Annotated in this window: 13 protein-coding genes; 2 read left to right on the forward strand and 11 right to left on the reverse strand. The window is 47.0% G+C overall.

The genetic code is table 11. The features are described from left to right. Window positions 1-443 precede the first annotated feature (443 nt). Window positions 444-1,511 (reverse strand): Fic family protein, encoded by a 1,068-nt coding sequence (locus tag ACODJP_RS11375; RefSeq protein WP_422481567.1) that lies wholly within the window; start codon window positions 1,509-1,511, stop codon window positions 444-446. A 133-nt stretch (window positions 1,512-1,644) separates the two neighbouring features. Then, entirely contained in the window at window positions 1,645-2,694 is a 1,050-nt protein-coding gene (locus ACODJP_RS11380; RefSeq protein WP_422481595.1) for an asparaginase, read from the reverse strand. Between the two features lie 181 nt (window positions 2,695-2,875). Here ACODJP_RS11380 and ACODJP_RS11385 point away from each other — a divergent pair, with 181 nt between their 5' ends. Further along, window positions 2,876-4,351 (forward strand): L-threonylcarbamoyladenylate synthase, encoded by a 1,476-nt coding sequence (locus tag ACODJP_RS11385; protein WP_422481569.1) that lies wholly within the window; start codon window positions 2,876-2,878, stop codon window positions 4,349-4,351. Between the two features lie 414 nt (window positions 4,352-4,765). Here the strand turns inward: ACODJP_RS11385 and ACODJP_RS11390 are convergent, their stop codons facing one another. The 6 genes from ACODJP_RS11390 to ACODJP_RS11415 form a co-directional block, all read right to left on the reverse strand. Beyond that, window positions 4,766-5,470: an adenylate kinase gene (locus ACODJP_RS11390; RefSeq protein WP_422481571.1), complete on the reverse strand. Its 705-nt coding sequence runs from the start codon at window positions 5,468-5,470 to the stop codon at window positions 4,766-4,768. A gap of 52 nt (window positions 5,471-5,522) precedes the next feature. Continuing rightward, window positions 5,523-7,400 (reverse strand): DUF4914 family protein, encoded by a 1,878-nt coding sequence (locus ACODJP_RS11395; protein ID WP_422481573.1) that lies wholly within the window; start codon window positions 7,398-7,400, stop codon window positions 5,523-5,525. After that, on the reverse strand, window positions 7,400-7,885 hold the full coding sequence (locus ACODJP_RS11400) for a hypothetical protein (protein ID WP_422481575.1): 486 nt from the start codon (window positions 7,883-7,885) through the stop codon (window positions 7,400-7,402). Before ACODJP_RS11400 ends, ACODJP_RS11395 begins: the two co-directional genes overlap by 1 nt. Before the next feature lie 174 nt (window positions 7,886-8,059). After that, complete coding sequence (locus tag ACODJP_RS11405) at window positions 8,060-8,422, reverse strand: DUF2294 domain-containing protein (protein WP_422481577.1); 363 nt, start codon at window positions 8,420-8,422, stop codon at window positions 8,060-8,062. Between the two features lie 261 nt (window positions 8,423-8,683). Further along, on the reverse strand, window positions 8,684-9,856 hold the full coding sequence (locus ACODJP_RS11410; RefSeq protein WP_422481579.1) for a hypothetical protein: 1,173 nt from the start codon (window positions 9,854-9,856) through the stop codon (window positions 8,684-8,686). Continuing rightward, on the reverse strand, window positions 9,850-10,614 hold the full coding sequence (locus tag ACODJP_RS11415) for a hypothetical protein (RefSeq protein ID WP_422481581.1): 765 nt from the start codon (window positions 10,612-10,614) through the stop codon (window positions 9,850-9,852). Before ACODJP_RS11415 ends, ACODJP_RS11410 begins: the two co-directional genes overlap by 7 nt. On the opposite strand from ACODJP_RS11415, the gene ACODJP_RS11420 reads away from it, so the two are divergent. Further along, a complete protein-coding gene (locus ACODJP_RS11420) occupies window positions 10,604-11,743 on the forward strand; it encodes a hypothetical protein (protein WP_422481583.1) in 1,140 nt (379 codons plus the stop codon). The genes ACODJP_RS11415 and ACODJP_RS11420 overlap by 11 nt on opposite strands. A 150-nt stretch (window positions 11,744-11,893) precedes the next feature. Here ACODJP_RS11420 and ACODJP_RS11425 read toward each other — a convergent pair whose 3' ends face one another. The 3 genes from ACODJP_RS11425 to ACODJP_RS11435 form a co-directional block, all read right to left on the reverse strand. Next, complete coding sequence (locus tag ACODJP_RS11425) at window positions 11,894-14,764, reverse strand: DNA polymerase (RefSeq protein ID WP_422481585.1); 2,871 nt, start codon at window positions 14,762-14,764, stop codon at window positions 11,894-11,896. 87 nt (window positions 14,765-14,851) lie between these two features. Then, window positions 14,852-15,403, reverse strand: coding sequence for a DUF2815 family protein (locus tag ACODJP_RS11430; RefSeq protein WP_422481587.1), 552 nt, complete (start codon window positions 15,401-15,403; stop codon window positions 14,852-14,854). Beyond that, a partial coding sequence (locus ACODJP_RS11435; RefSeq protein ID WP_422481589.1) for a DUF2800 domain-containing protein occupies window positions 15,404-16,063 on the reverse strand: 660 nt, incomplete at its 5' end.

A 16,063-nucleotide genomic window follows, 5' to 3' on the forward strand; every position in this document is an offset into this window, starting at 1 on the left:
TGCGACCTATCAGAACATTCTAGTCACTCACAAAAGCAAAAACCGTCATATTAGGAAACCACTGTAACGGATCGCGTTCGGTGGTTTCCTTCTCTGTATCTGTTTTACCTAGTAATAAATACTCAGAACATTATCACATTCCCGCCAGTACAATCCTTAGGTAAGTTCTGCTAAATCTCAGGCCATAGCCTGTACATTATTAACACCATTACTCATCGAAAAGTAGAGCAATAATGGAGAAGTAATTAAATCAGCCACAGTCGATCTGGAAATCCTAAAGGGTGATGCAAACAAACTGGGGGAAGTACTCAAAGGTATATTCGCCGATGGATCGTACAGAGCAGTGAATGCAAGACGCTACTTGTGAAATGTACTCTTTTACCTTCCCAGCTTTGAAACCGAATAGATTCTCCCGGGTGTTTTATTAAACTCCCACATGATCACTACCGCGGGAGATTATATGTGGTCGGAGATCGCAAGTAGGCGGTGTTTCTGCCGTTACCTTGGCTGAGGATGTATCCCTCTTCCTTGAGGCGCTTAAGCGCAGCCTCTACTGAGGAACTTCCGATACTTGGGCAGAGCTCAAGGATCTGTGCTTTGGTGAACACTCCCAAGGTGCTGTCCACAGCTTTGCGCACGATCTCATATGGGGTACTTTTATAATCCATCGAACCAAGCCTTTCCTCGAGGTCACGATAACAGTTCAAAACGATGCCGAGAAAATATTTGATGAAGGAAGTGTAGTCGTTCTTACCCTCATGCCATCCGCTGGAGACTTTCTCCAATACGTCGTAGTACGTATCTTTAGTTTTCTCAATCTTCTGTTCGATACTGATGTATTTGCCCACCATGAAGCCACTTTGGTACAGCAACAGCGTGGTAAGCAGTCGACTCAACCTCCCGTTGCCATCATTGAATGGATGAATACACAAAAAGTCGCAGATAAATAGGGGAATCAAGATCAGCGAATCCAACACTTGCTTGGCAAGAGCCTCCCGATAGCTAGTGCAGACCGCATCTACGGCTTCCGGTGTCTCAAATGGTTCAATCGGAGTGAATCGGGTGAAGGAACTACCGTCCGCATGGGTCTCGTTGATGTAATTCTGGGTGTTTTTAAACTTCTTCCCGAACGTCCTGTCGGTATACGAAAGCAGGTCCCGGTGCAACTGTAGGATGACATCACCTGTGAGTGGAATATATTCATAGCTTTCGCAGATTGTGTTTAGCACGTCACGATAACCCACAATCTCCTGTTCATCCCGATTCCGGGGTGTAGTCCGATTCTCCACCAGTTGTTTCATTCGAGCATTAGATGTCCCAATACCCTCGATCCTGTTCGAACTGTCAGTGCTCTGGATCTTTGCCACTTCGACCAGCCGTTCCAGCTCAATCGGCTTCTGCCTAAGGTATAACTCTTGCCTACCCTTATACTCACGTATCTGTGCGACGAACGAGAGTATCTCGGCATCCCATGAGCTTTCTCTCAATTTGCTGTAATCGAATTCGCGCATCTTTATCCCACCTGCTTTGTTTTTCTCCCACAGAATACTCTATTTTAGGAGATAATTAATCCCCGGGGGAAAAACCAGATGACAACCGTCTGCATTCCAATGGTTACATTATCTGGTAATTACGCTGTACACATCATCGCACAATATGGTGCTCATCGGTGATTTCTCCGGCGATATTCATCTCGAATAACGTACGAACCTTTTGGCGGTCATCATCATAACGACTCAGGAGATAGGTGAGTTTCATCACAGCGGCTTCCAGAGTCATATCCTTGCATCCCAGCACCCGCAACTGTTTTACGATACGGGCACTCTCATAGATATCGAGCGATACACGACCATGGGTACATTGAGTAGCTATTACGACTATCTTTCCTTGTTCAATCGCTAAGGTGATGAAACCAACCAACCCCGAATCCTTCCCTGTAGGCATATTTCCCGCCCCGTAAGCTACGATGATGAATGCTTCAATACGCTCATTGTGTAGCAGAAAATCCAAGTCGGTATTCTGCAGACCGGGAAACAGATGAATCACGAACACCGTCTCCCTCAGTTTGCTGAACGGTTGGAACTCTTGTGCTTCTAATGTGGGATTGCCCACCGGGTAGAGGTTGAAGTTGATATTCACCCCGGCTTCACCAAGAGTGGGAAAGTTTGGACTATCGAATGCCTCAAACTTCCAAGTCGAGACCTTGGTGGTCCGATTACCACGCAATAACTTGTTTCCAAAGAATAATGCGATCTCATTGAAGGAACTGGCAGCAATCTCGACTGAATTGATCAGATTGCTTTTCGCATCCGTTCGTATCTGCATGAAAGGACGTTGGGAACCTGTGAATACCACCGGTTTGCCAAGACCCGCCAACATGAAAGAGAGTGCAGAAGCCGAGTAGGCCATCGTATCGGTACCGTGGATTACCACAAATCCATCGAATGCATCACGATTGTCAGCAATGGTAGAAGCAAGCAGATTGATATGTCCCAACGTCAACTCGGCACTATCTTGGATATAGGGGACCACCACATCGATTTGTGCAAGCAGTTCTAATTCGGGTACGACCGATAGAAGATCGTCTTTGGAGATACGTTCATTGGGTTTCCATACCCCCTCCTTCTCCAACATTCCGAAGGTCCCGCCAGTATGCAGTATGAGTATACGTTTCAGAGTACTTCCCTCCCCTATGCTTAGCTCTTATTACTATATCACATTCTACTTCAACCACATCACCAACTTGATCAAAGTCCCTCCAACAAATGCACTGCAGATATCAGAGCAATCTGTTGATTCGGCTCTCATAGTACGTATATAATGCATTGGATTGAACACAAATGGCTTCAGAACATACATATAGAGGAGATTGTTGATGACATTGCAGAACGAAAACCACATCAAAAAGGATTATTCCAATGGTTTGGTCATCTTTCTCGAAAAGAAATCCCTTACCGATGAACTATTTTCTTCCAACATGCCAGCGAACCATCGGGGGGTTGTCGATGACGTAGTTTCTGCATTGCACGAATTGCAACATCACCACCATCTGGTGATTGCAGGAGAAGGAGAGATTTCGGATCATCCAACTGAATCTCATCTAAGTTCCCTCCTATTAGAATCTGAAGTCAAATTCTCTGAAACCGCAGATTACCTGACTGGAAAAGATACATTCTCCCAAAGTGAAGACTCAACACGTACCCATATTGAGGAATTCTCACGAAACTATGGTATCCCTGTCGAACGCAGACTTCTCGTTCAAGCTGGTACAAAATTATCGATCTTTTGTGACCTGAAGAATCTTGGAACAGAAACAGTTCTTCCAGAAGTGCTCACTATCTGCTTTCACACCTATAGTGATATGGCATCTTGGATACTGTCTCATCCTTCTCCCTACAAAAACCTCCTTCAAGGCCTCCAAGAAGGAGCGGGAATTTTGAGAGAAGGCGGCCTCGTCGTCCTACCGACGGAGACCGTCTATGGACTCGGTGCGGATGCGACAAATCCGGTAGCTGTTCAAAAGATCTTTGCAGCCAAAAAACGTCCATTCTACGACCCGTTGATCGTACATGTGTCCGATACGAAGCAGATGCTACCGTTAGTGACCGAATTTCCTGAGAAAGCAAAAGCGTTAACAGCACATTTTTGGCCTGGACCGTTGACTGTCGTGCTTCCCAAATCCTCATTGGTACCTTCGATAGTGACTGCCGATAGTCCTTCGGTAGCAATAAGAATGCCCAGTAATCCATTGGCCCGCGAACTGATTCGCCTCGCAGGTAAACCGATTGCCGCCCCAAGTGCAAACCTTTTCGGTTGTACAAGCCCGACAACCGCACAACATGTGGAGCAACAGTTGGGGGGAACATACGATGCGATTATCGACGGAGGGGCATGCATCGTGGGTATCGAATCTACCGTGATATCATTTCTTGGAAAGACACCTAGGATTCTTAGACCCGGGGGCATAGACCAGAAGGCTATAGAGGCATGTATCGGCAAAGTATTGTCGGATCAACACGACAGCGTTGAGGAATCAACGACCAGTCCCGGTATGCTCCCCAGCCACTACGCTACAGCCACCCCACTCCAAATAGTCGAAAATCCGAGCGATTATGCATCAAGAAGTGATGTGGGTGTACTTCTCTTTGGAAAAAGTACTGAAGACTTTCATGGACCGGTAGAATATCTGAGTCTCTCTTCAGATCCGAAAGAGGCCGCTAAACGATTGTATCAGGCAATGAGAAAGCTCGATCGCCTATCACTCTCACTGATCGTGGTTAAGCTACTACCGGAAACCGGAATTGGAATCGCAGTCAATAATAGACTTCGAAAAGCTGCAAATAACCATTAAGCCACATGATAAGGCCAACTGACTGTTAAGGGTTTCTCCTTGCTAGCCACCTATTGGTCCTTACTGTTTTTCTTCAGAAATAAACTCATAGGAGACGAGCAACTTTGTAGACGAAAAAACAAATCGGGTGCCGTATCGAAAACTACGATTTTACAAAGTACCGCACAATCGTGGACCCATAGATAACGAAGTTTGCTCCGAAAGGATCCAAAGGCCCACGTCAATGATGATTCTGAGATTGAATGAAAATACTTCATTAGTTCCATTTTAATAGCTAAATGAGCAGGTGTCCTGCCGCAAAGAACATCATTCAATCTCCAGCGGAAGTGATGACCCGAGGATGCCTACGTTGCTTGTATTCGCTCGGGAGAGGGGACCATATACTGGTCCCTCCCCACTCGTTCAATTTATAGATCAAGCACAACCGCTGGGCAATCGCATATATCGAGCATCTTTATTGGAAGCCCCATGTACAGCCAGATCCAGGCTACTATAAATTTTTCGCGTCGTATCGTTGATATCGTCTTCACTTACTACATCCACCACCGCATACCTGTCTCTTAGATATGATAGCACCGGTTCCGTTTGGGCATAGTACACTTGTAATCTCCTCAATACAGTTGATTCTGTGTCATCGACCCGTTGTACGAGATCGGTAGTGCAGTTGTTGCATCGACCCACACTGTAAGGTTTATGGTATGCCAGATGGTAGACAGAATTACATGATGGACAGATACGCCTACCCGTCACACGATCAATGATTTTCGCATCATCCAGAGTAATATTGACTACTGTATCGATAGCCCGCATTTCTGCTTTCAAGCTCTTTTCTAAATGCTCAACTTGGGAAATCGTTCTCGGAAATCCGTCAAGAATGAATCCTTGCTTGCAGTCGGCTTGACGAATCCGATCCATTATTAATCCTATGGTCATCTCATCCGGCACCAGCGATCCGTTATCCATATGGATTTTCACTAGCTTTCCCAGTTCGGTACGGTTAGCAACATTTTCACGAAATAAATCCCCGGTCGAGATATGTGGAATTTGCAATGCTTCCGAAAGAAATCTCGCCTGGCTTCCTTTTCCAACACCAGGCGCTCCAAACATGATAAGTATCATTCGATAGAATCTCCTTAATAATTTCTGCGAGTGAATATGATGGAAAACATGCTTATATCCTCATTTGAATTAGTTTTACATATTCTTCTAGCGCTCCATCGTTCAGACATGTCTCAATGATTCTGCGTCCTAGATGATCTAATTCAGGAGTCAGGAATTTCTCCAACTCCTTCTTGAAAAAGTTCGAAAGAATGATTGACCCCGCATCATAGCCCTGTTCTCCTACCTCAATCTGCCGGTTGACTTCCAGCAATTCTTTGGGAATATTGACTCCATCTACTTTCACGTTAGCAATGGAATATCCAAGGAGTGGATTTCGGGAAGTATTGAGTTGATGTGGTTGGAATTTGGCACTGCCCCGTCTCGCAAGATATTCCCGCGCGATCCATTGTGGCATGAATCCGACTTTGTATATTCCGATATACTGGTTGGGAACCAATATATAGCGGGTATTCGGATAATCCACAATCTGCTTGAGCAACAGGTTTGCCTGATCGACCATCCTCCCGGTAGCGAAAGGCCAATAGGAACCGACTCCCTCACTACTCATACCTTCCGTATCGGTGATGCTTGGATTGTCGTGTCCTCGAGGGGCCACCAACCTCCATAGCCAGGCCAAAGCCGGAGGGAGGATATGGAACAGGCCAATAATACCGTAGGTTGGATGTTCCATTGAGCAAGGAGGTGTCCGTACGCCAAAACTCCGGATGTCGATTTCGACAGGTTGATCGACAATCTTCGTCACCAGTCTTCGGGGCATGATAACCCGAGGATTTGGACAAGGTTTGCCAGGAGCATCCAAGGTGTGTTCCCAGATCAAACAGGTAGAACCAGGGGAGGTTTCGTAATTGAGGAAAATAAGCGGTTCTTGGGGATGTATAGTCAATTCCTCTAGGTATGGATCAGTACCATACTTTGTGATGTGGTTAGTTCGGAGGAACCAACCGTCCTCAGCATCCCCCACTACAAGCTTCCCACTCGAGTTTTGCATTGCAGGGTGGCACAAAGCCATATCGTCGGTCACTGGATTAAGTTCACAGGGCTCAATCAAGTCGAGGTACATCTTTTCATTCGTCAATGTGTTCTGACTGAGAAGAATTCTTCCATCCATTTCTCTGTGAATCTTCTCAATCATTTCACTCTTTCCACCGCCACTGGCTCCCTCATGCATAATAGTGATTACGTTGTCATAGGGTGTGACTACCATCACAGTCGATCCATGGGCGGTAACCCATCCCTCTTTTTCACCAATGTCCAGGAGTACGCCGTAGACACCTTTTTTCGCACTGGGTCCTGGATATAGATTATAAGCAAACATCTCATACACTGTTTCCAACCTATTGTGCACTACCATTTGCTTTCCATTGAAATGGGTATGTCGGAACGTTGGTGCAAGGTAGATGATTGCTGTTGGTGTAAAACCCTCAGGAATCTCACTAGCCGGTATGAATCCCTGGAGATCAGCTAGTCCACCAGCGAAGAACCCGGCATTAGCCGGAGCCACCAATAATGCAGGACCTCCCATCTCCTTGATTCCCGCGGTGAAAGGCATCAGAATCAGATCCGTTGTAGATAACCAATCGAAGGTTAGTTCTCTAAGTGTAGAGAAATCGGTTCCATACTTTTCAAAATAGCGAGTCTTGTCGGTATCGCCTTGATCAGCTATCAACATGCAGTTAGGATCACGACGTCTCATGTAGAGATCAGGGTAGTTGACGACAGCACCATTCTTGCATCTAGCGACAGTCGCCTCGACTATGCTTCCTTTACCGGGAACATCGTACGACACCTCAAAATAGTCGCAGCCTTTTCCACCCATCGCTGCTTCCAACATCTCTTGCCTGGTTTCGGGAATCATTACCTTGTTCCCTTTTGACAATACTACTTGCAATTCCTTTGGCAAAACCATTTTTTCTATCATATTGCTCATTAGTTTCCCCTTCCCGTGATTTTATAGTGATCAAGGTTCTCAATTATCTGACTCATGGTATCCATGATGAGATTTGTCTGATCCCTGCACATGGCGATATGAAGCAAAGCTTCCTTTTCGTTCTCAGACGCCCATGCTCCTAGCAGATAGGGTTCATACATCCCCATGGTGTAGTTGTAAAATCCAAACAAAAAATCGAAGAATCCAGACAGGAAATCTGTAGAATCTAGCGTGCTAAGATGTGATTCATAGTTCTTCTCGTGTATGTCGAGCATCAAATGGGGTATGCGCCAACAATCTACATACCCTTCTTCGGTGAAATGCTGATTGAGTAACGCAACCTGATTCCCATCTTTCTCTGCTATGTTGTTGCAGTACAACTCCATAAGCAGGTAGAATTCCTTCGACTGCAATAGATCCTTACTTGAATTGCAGTGCGATTCCTTCGAAAACGATACACCTGTACTGACTCTCTTACCCACCATCTATGGTGTCCTCCTTGCAGTTTGCCTGCATGCCTCTTTGGGCCAAAAAAAATCCAGCATCTATCGGCAACTACCGACAAACACTGGATTACTTCGGAACTGGTTTAAAACCCTTTCCTTTGTCTTCCAAGAGAACCTTTGGGTCCTCTGATAAAATTCTATATGTTCAAACTACTACTTGGAAAATGTATTCTCCAAATTTTCTGCCAACGTAATGACTATAACCTTCTCCCCTGTCCGCGTACTGACATCGGAATGCAAACTTACAATATTGACATCGACCACTTCTTTGATTTGCTTCTCAAAATATTCACAAGCACTTTCAAACAAACTGGTCCTGACCTGCTTCAACAACTCAACGCCCTGACTACTCTCTGCCAGTTTTCTTTCAACCTGACTTAGGAAGCCCTTTAGCCGAATAATTATCAAGTCTTGACAAATTGTCGTTTTAATTTGTTTGGGACCACGTCCCATGTAATTCATTTCAAAGGCACTTACCGCTTCGCTTATTCTCGCCTCAGATTGTCCCTTTGTCATTAAGTACAACTCCTCTTGACTACAGCACTCTAGATATTATCGCCAACTTTGTCAACATATCGCATTGCCTCATAATTAATCTAGCCGAAAATCATCTATGCCTCATAACTAAAAATCTAGCCCAAATTGATCTACTCTCCAAGACGCATTGCTTCATATACTTAAATCAGAATACACGATTGGGAGGGAACATACGCCGTAAAATTGCGACGTATGATTATTGTGGTATTCGGTCTCTTTCACCATCGTTCGAAGAAGTTTTTAATCCGATTTTAAAACCGCTACTAGCATTCCTCTGTGTACGATCCATGAAGGGGCAAAGCTCGCTCCGTTGAGAAATTCCAGATGCCCATATGCATTGATCCAAGGATGGGTGAAAATGCTTTCACTCCAAAACCGATCTACACGCTCTAGGTCGAATACCAAATCCATTTTTTCTTCGCGCAGGGCTTCACTCGTGTTGCTATCCAATGCCTGAAAGATGAGCACTGAGCTATCTTCCGTACTCAGTCTCTTTTTGTAGTAACCGATTGGCAATCGGTATCGATTTCTGATAGGTATCTTACCAGTGGTAGTGGATTTGACATCAACATCAATTACTAAATCTTCACTTGAATGAATCTTCCATCCCTCTAAATCATACACGATCTTTGGAACAAGCTTCTCTATAGCTTGTAATTGTTGGAAGGGGGTGAATGGAGCCCCTTTAGGAATATCTCTTGCTGTTATCTCGATCACAGTTTCATAGGGGACCCGAAAGAAAAACCCTTTACCTGTCTCGTTATTCATAACACAGGGGACGTAGATTTGTCCCTCTTGTCGACAAAGGCCTGCAGTCACCTTTCCAATTGAGGTGTGCTTTTGAACGAGCTGCAGAGAGAGATCCAGTTTATCAGGGACCCCTTTTCCACTGTAATTATAGTGGTAAGAAATTTCTTCATCTTCGTAGTGCCATCGATTATCTTTTAGCAGGTATTCCCATGCTCCCATATGCTCTCGATTGAAGGCCAAGGCGAAGGCCTTTACCGTATCGAAGATCTTTCCATCCCATGATCTGAGAAAGAAAGAATTGCCTTCCTTTTGTACTACAGAATACCAATCCATTGGATGAGATCTTGGTCTTCCATCTCGCCACGTGACCATGACCGGATATCCTAACTGTTCACTCTCAGCTTTACATCGTTTAGCAAACTCTTCGGTCGAGGCCTCTTTTTCCGGTAGTTGTTTTGACCCAGAGGTAATCCGGTATAAACGATATCGACCAATCTCCCTCCTCGGAGGGAACCCATCAGCTAAGGCTATCGCTGATGTATCGATAACCTGCATCATCACTAGCTCGATAGCGATTGCATGCTCGTCATATTCTGTATAGGAGTCTACCTTCCACCAATATGCTTCTTCTAAAATTCTCATGAACTCTTTATTGTCTACCATATGCAATAAGCTGTAATGCCCTCCTCTGTTTCCAATACCTGCTCTACCCAGTCATACAAGAAACGAAGCACCTCTTTCAGCATTGCATAGTCGGCTCGATACGATTCATTGATCAGAGATAACCAAGTCGAATCCATCGTATGCTTTTGATAGTCGGGGCTGCATAGTGTCTCAAATAGGTGTTCCCAATCATCGTGTGCTAATAACACCTGCCAATCTTTCATAGCCTCTTCCCACGCTCCACGAGGATTGAAATAGGGTTCTTCAGGCATATCTCCCGTAATGGCAGCTCTGAATATCAGTCGATGGATCACGCTGATAACTTCACCTGCAAATTGTTCACAAAACAAACACTCGCGCTTTTCACTTCCATCACATGCTACAACCGATCGTTCTTTCCCAGCTACAAGCACCATATAGGCATAGGTCTGTGTGACAAGTGCCGGTTCCCGTTTCAGCCATGGAAACCTACTGAAGCGCCAAGACGGCCCTTGAATGAACAAGGTACAGTTTTGCAGATCAAAGTAACCAGTATGACCTGTTTCTACGAATCTAAAGGCCAAAGCAGAGAGTAGATGGGAATCCAAGTCCTGCAGTAGATGGTCAAACGGTATCTCATCCAATGGAAAGGCATACAGACTATAGTCATCCTGTAACAGTAGTACAGATTCCACCGTGAGCCCTACCTCTTGTTTGATAGAGAGCGGAACATGACTCTTATTTACCACAGTGATCTTGGCTGCAGCTATGTTACGCATACAGGCTTTTACCAACGGTGAGTCATCTGAGGTTGAAACCTCATTTGGTGGCAGCAATACAATAGGAATGCAGAACAACCAAGCTACCGAGGTAATTGTTGATAATTCATCAATTTCAAGTCAAGGCCTGAATTCCAGTGGATTCTATGGATACTCTTATGGAATCCATAACATCGATTCATCCTCGACAATTATTGACAGCAACATAATGGCGAAAGGAGGAGGGCCAACAAGCTCCTTTGGAGCAACGTTGGGGACAAGAGCTATCTATGAAAACAGTTCCAATAGCGTAATTACTGGAAATTCTATTCAATCCTTGGAAAGTGCATTTGCTGGCAGTGGTGTAGCATACTATGCTACTAACTCTCCTTCGGTTTTGATTAACAATCAGATTTCAACAACGAGTGGGGCTTCTCTTGCCTATGGACTGTATTTATCCTCTTCAAATATGGTAGTCGCAGGAAATGTCATTAATGTGGGTCGAATAACGAGTTTTGGCGGTCCTGTCTACGGAATTTACTCATCAAACAGTAATCCCTTAATACTCAATAATTCCATCGAAGGTGGCGACTCTGGAGCAGCTGATGAAACCTCTTACGGAATATATTTGGGTAGTGGATCCGCGGTGCTTTCGAATAATATATTATATTCGAAAGCAAGTAGAGGTCCGCGGTATGGAATTTATAGTAGCACTGGAACAGTTATGCCAAAACACATCAGTCATAATGCATTCTTTGACCTAACAACAGCCTGGTTCGCTCCACAAGGAACAACTGGTGTTTATTATGTTACTCAAGCATCAGAATTTACTACATCAAGAACTGGACTAGATGAATCAAAAATGATTGGAAACATTGGTGAACCTGTTGGAACAGAAGATCCATTATGGTCAAAAACCTCGATTTTTAACGGCTACTCATCTAATGACTATTCGTTAAATTCCGGTACAAGCGATTCACTTAAGTTCGGAGGAGTTAGTCTTACTTCCAGCTTAATACAAGCTTACATTGATGAATTGGGGGTTACATATTCTGTAACAAGTTTAGAGGTGGCCAACCTGATTTCATACGATTCAGCCCAAAATGAGAGAGATCCTGATAATTGGTCCATGGGGGCCTTACAATATTGATATCGTGCTATTAGTTGAAAACTATAAACGAGGGGGTCACCTAGTATGGTAGACTCCCTCGTTTACTAATTTGAAAGTGTAAATGGTAACATACTCATAACCTCGAATAGAGATAAGCACCAATCGCAGTAATAAATATTGTGAAAGTTTTCAATCCTTCATATAAAACTCCGCTTCATACCCCGCCGCATTCAGCATCAAGCCTTCAGCCCAAGATGGCACGATACTCATGATCCTACCGACTTCGTCGACCTCCATGTCCATCGGTGCTTCAATGACCACTTCGTCATGGATGTGCATCACGATGTGGCATCCGGCGGCTTCAAGTTGCTGCATGGCGTAGCATAGCAGATCGCGACTGATCGCCTGCACAACATTTTCTACCAATTTTCCACCAAATGTATCGATACGTTCCCACTTCTTCGTAGCCCCCACCCCCTCATAGGTGACACAGTCGCTACCGAATACGTTGGTACCGATGCGGGGTTTCACATATGCGAGCCTCCGGCCAGATGGCAAGGTGATGAACAGAAAGCCACTCTCATAGGAGAATCTTATACCGTGTGTATTGGTCGTGGACCTATCCTTGACTGCTTGGATCACCGTTTTGTCGACATCCCACCAGAGCTTGACGATGTTCGGATTGGACTGGCGCCATGCATCCACCAAGAGCTTGAGCTCACTCTCGGCAAGACCCATATCCAAGGCACCCATCGCCTTCAGTGCCCCTACCGATCCGTTATAACCAAGCGCCAATTCGGATACCTTACCTTTCTGCCTCAGATGGGCATTTTCACCGTGTTTCTCGACGGGAACTTTGAACATCTGAGAAGCAGACGCACAGTAGATATCCCCATCCTCGGCGAAGATATCCATACGCCAAGTCTCCCCAGCGAGCCAGGAGAGTACTCGTGCCTCGATCGCCGAGAAGTCGGACACGATGAAACGATGGCCTCTTCTCGGAATGAAGGCTGTTCGGACGAGCTGGGAAAGCGTATCTGGCACATCACCATAGAGCAGCTTCACCGCCTCGTAATCGCCACCCTTCACTAAGGTCCTGGCGACAGCAAGGTCCTCGATACTGTTTCTTTTCAGATTTTGGGCTTGAATTAGTCTTCCTGAATTGCCTGTCACCCACACCCGGCCGTCCCTTCTTACCAGGAAGTATCCCGATTGGGTTTGTGCACAGAAGACCTTTCCTTTGAAGTCGGATATTGTCGGCTTCTTGGAAATCTCATGGCAATTCCCCGGAGTCAACCACACGCTCACCGTAAAATTATCCATCCTAGATGACCGATGAGGGGGCTCTTTCCTCAGCTTGAGGCTCGCCACCCTGCCGGACATGTGGGCGAAAGCCTGGACCATGTCGGCATTCACCTTGTTGCAGGTGGAATACTGGATGCTGTTGGGAGCCGGACGATAACCGTCCCAATGGGGGAGCTCGTCAAAGAAAATATCTGCGCTTTCATCAAATAGCCATGTGCCGTAAGTCTTGGATCGAAATTGACGGAGCCACATTGGCACATCCCTGTTTGCGATTCGGAAGCGGTGGTATTTCCGGTCAGCCTGATCGTAGACGGAAAGGGTGTACACCAGAGCTGCCCTTCTGAGCAGGGTTTTGCAGCGTTCGATCTTCCTTTGCTTGGTGAAGTTGTAACAGACAGACCCATCCTCGGCGTAATGTCCATCGGCCTGCGTCATGACGAGCACCCGCAGCGCATCATTGTCCGGCCGCCCCTTCACCATCCGATACCCGGTGAACGGTATGCACGCCGGTCCTGTCGCCATCTGTTCCACCGTACCGACACTCCAAGCCCCCCATCTTTGTCTTTTGAAGTACATCTTGTGATCGGGTGTGCTAACTTGAGCTATGCGGTTACTGCGGTATTCATACATGGGACCTGCATAATCGAAACAAAGAGCTTTCGCATGGGAAAATACCACCCCCTCGTTCACTGGGCTCCAACTGGCAATCAGTCCACCCTTCCACTCATCCAAACGCTCCCATCCGTGTATGGTCAGTACCTCATGATCACCGGTGAGGCACCACCTTCCGGTACGATTCGCCCCATAAAATTGGAACATGCCCCGAGCACGATCGTCAGAACAAGCTACGTTCTCCATCGCCTGGTACTTCTTGATCGACGATTTGGCCAGTTGGAGCCTGAGCTCAAGCACTTCCTTGATCTCACGCGGAGCACCATCCAAAGCGGAGATCACATCCTTTTTACCCAGCGAGTCGACCTCGAGACCATTCTCAGCCAGCCAGGTCTTCACCTGCGCGACCGAGTTGGGATTTTCCAGGTCTGTGATCTCCTGCATCCGGGACACCAGCTCTTGCCGAGAAAGACCATCCATCTCGATCGCACTACGTACCAGCTGGCGATCGACCAGCACGCCGCGATCATTGATAAGCTGATCCAGGTGGTACTCATCCCAAATGGCATCGGGCACAGGAAACCTCCCTAGGCGTTGGTGGATGGCAAGCTCGACTTCAACATCACGTTTGTTGTAATCGACAAAGAGATTCCACTTCTCTGGAGCATCGGCAGGACGATTCCTTCTGCGTCCCCCATTGGTGATCGTAGGAGCACACGGGATGCAAAAGTACCGGATCAGATCTTTGCCCTCTGAGAGCTTTTGCTTCTCTAGACCCAGTACCACTCCCACTCCCATGAGCGACAGTGGTAGTCCAAGGTACGCCGACCAGATCATCGTGCAGCGCCAGGATGACGGATCCAGGTACGTGCCTGTGGGCAGTCCCAAATAGCGCGAGAGACAGATTCGCTCGAAGGCAGCGTTGAACGCCCACTTTTCCACACTGGTATCGGTGAGCGCTCCGAGTATCTCTTGAGGGATCTTTTCGCCCCGGGCGAGATCGACCACCTGTACCGGTCCGCCATCAACGCTGTAGCCAAACAAAAGGATCTCGAAGTCCTCAGCATCGCAATACCGAAAAACTCCACTCTTGGCGAGGTTCTCTGACGAATACGATTCAATATCCACATTCAAGTAATGCATTCTAGGCTCCTGGCATCAGTGATCGGCTGTAGTAGTGGGAGGATCGGGAAGGACGGCAGATGCACCCACCGCCCTCCCCGCTTTCTATCAGGCAAGGAAATCATCCTCGTCATCGGTGACGAAATCGCTCTCCGCGCTCGCCCTCCCACCCAAGGGCTCTCCGTCGCGCAGTACCTGCAGGTTGTTCAGCCCGCAGGCGATACCACGGTTGCCGTTTGAGTTGAACGCATAGAAGGAGATAGAAGCTCTTCCAAAGACACCCGAGTACACTTCCGTTCGATTGATCACCGGGTTGCAATTGGCATCCACGATCCCTGGTGCGGTGGCGCTGTTGGCGTTGACGAAGAACGCATTCGCATACGCCGCATCATCGGGGCGGTCGATATCCCCGTCGCGCAGGGGGTTCTTCAGTGATGCAAGTGGCGGGACGCTCTTGCCATTTCCCTTCAGCTTCGCCTCTCCCTCGGCATACGCAGCCTCAATGGCAGCTTTAACTTTCTGCACGGTGGCCTTATCGCTTTTTGGGATGATCAGCGATACCGAATACTTTGGTGTGCTGCCATTGATGGACTTGGGTTCCCAGACTGCAAGGTACGACCATCTGGTGTCCTTGCCGGTGATGACTTTTGTGTTTGACATTTACTTTTCCTCCATGAAATCGTGTATTGTGATCGCCGGCCGTTTATCGCCCTCCGGCACAAGCGTCGGTTTGCCTTTGGGCTTCACTACATGCGAACCCAAGATCTCGTTGAAACGTGTCCTTCCCAGCAAATTGGTCATTGCCGTAATACCCAATACCTTGTGCTCATAGGGATCGAAGCCAGCCGATCTCACAGCCTCAGCTGCAGCGGCCTCATCGGTATAGCGCCGTATCGAACGACCTTCCACCAGCTTGAAGCCTTCAAGCGTTCCTCCTTTCTCCAGGAGCGAAAAAGCGTAGGCCTTTACATCACTTACCCAAGAAGCCAGCTCATCAGCTTGCGTGAGGATCTCAGCAATCTCGTGATCTCCCAGCAGTACAGGCTTGGCGAACTCATAGCGTGCAAGGTCCAAATTAGCCTCGGCGCGCTTGCGGCAGGTGGCCTTCACCTTGCAAAAGCGGCAGTGCGGTCCCGAGCAGAATTCCCCTTGGCCTGTGAACGCGAGCTCGGCACGGGGCTTGAGGAACGAGTCAGCCCATTCGAGGAGCTCTCCAACATCCATCGTGAAGGTACCCACATTCGCCAATCGCGGTTGGAACACCGTCATGCTGACCTGCTGGAGGTCATACAGCGAGGAGAACATCCCGATCGCTCCCAG

Origin of the sequence: Pleomorphochaeta sp. DL1XJH-081, from assembly GCF_049310885.1 — a bacterium.
Classification (GTDB): Bacteria; Spirochaetota; Spirochaetia; order Sphaerochaetales; family Sphaerochaetaceae; genus CAYZJV01.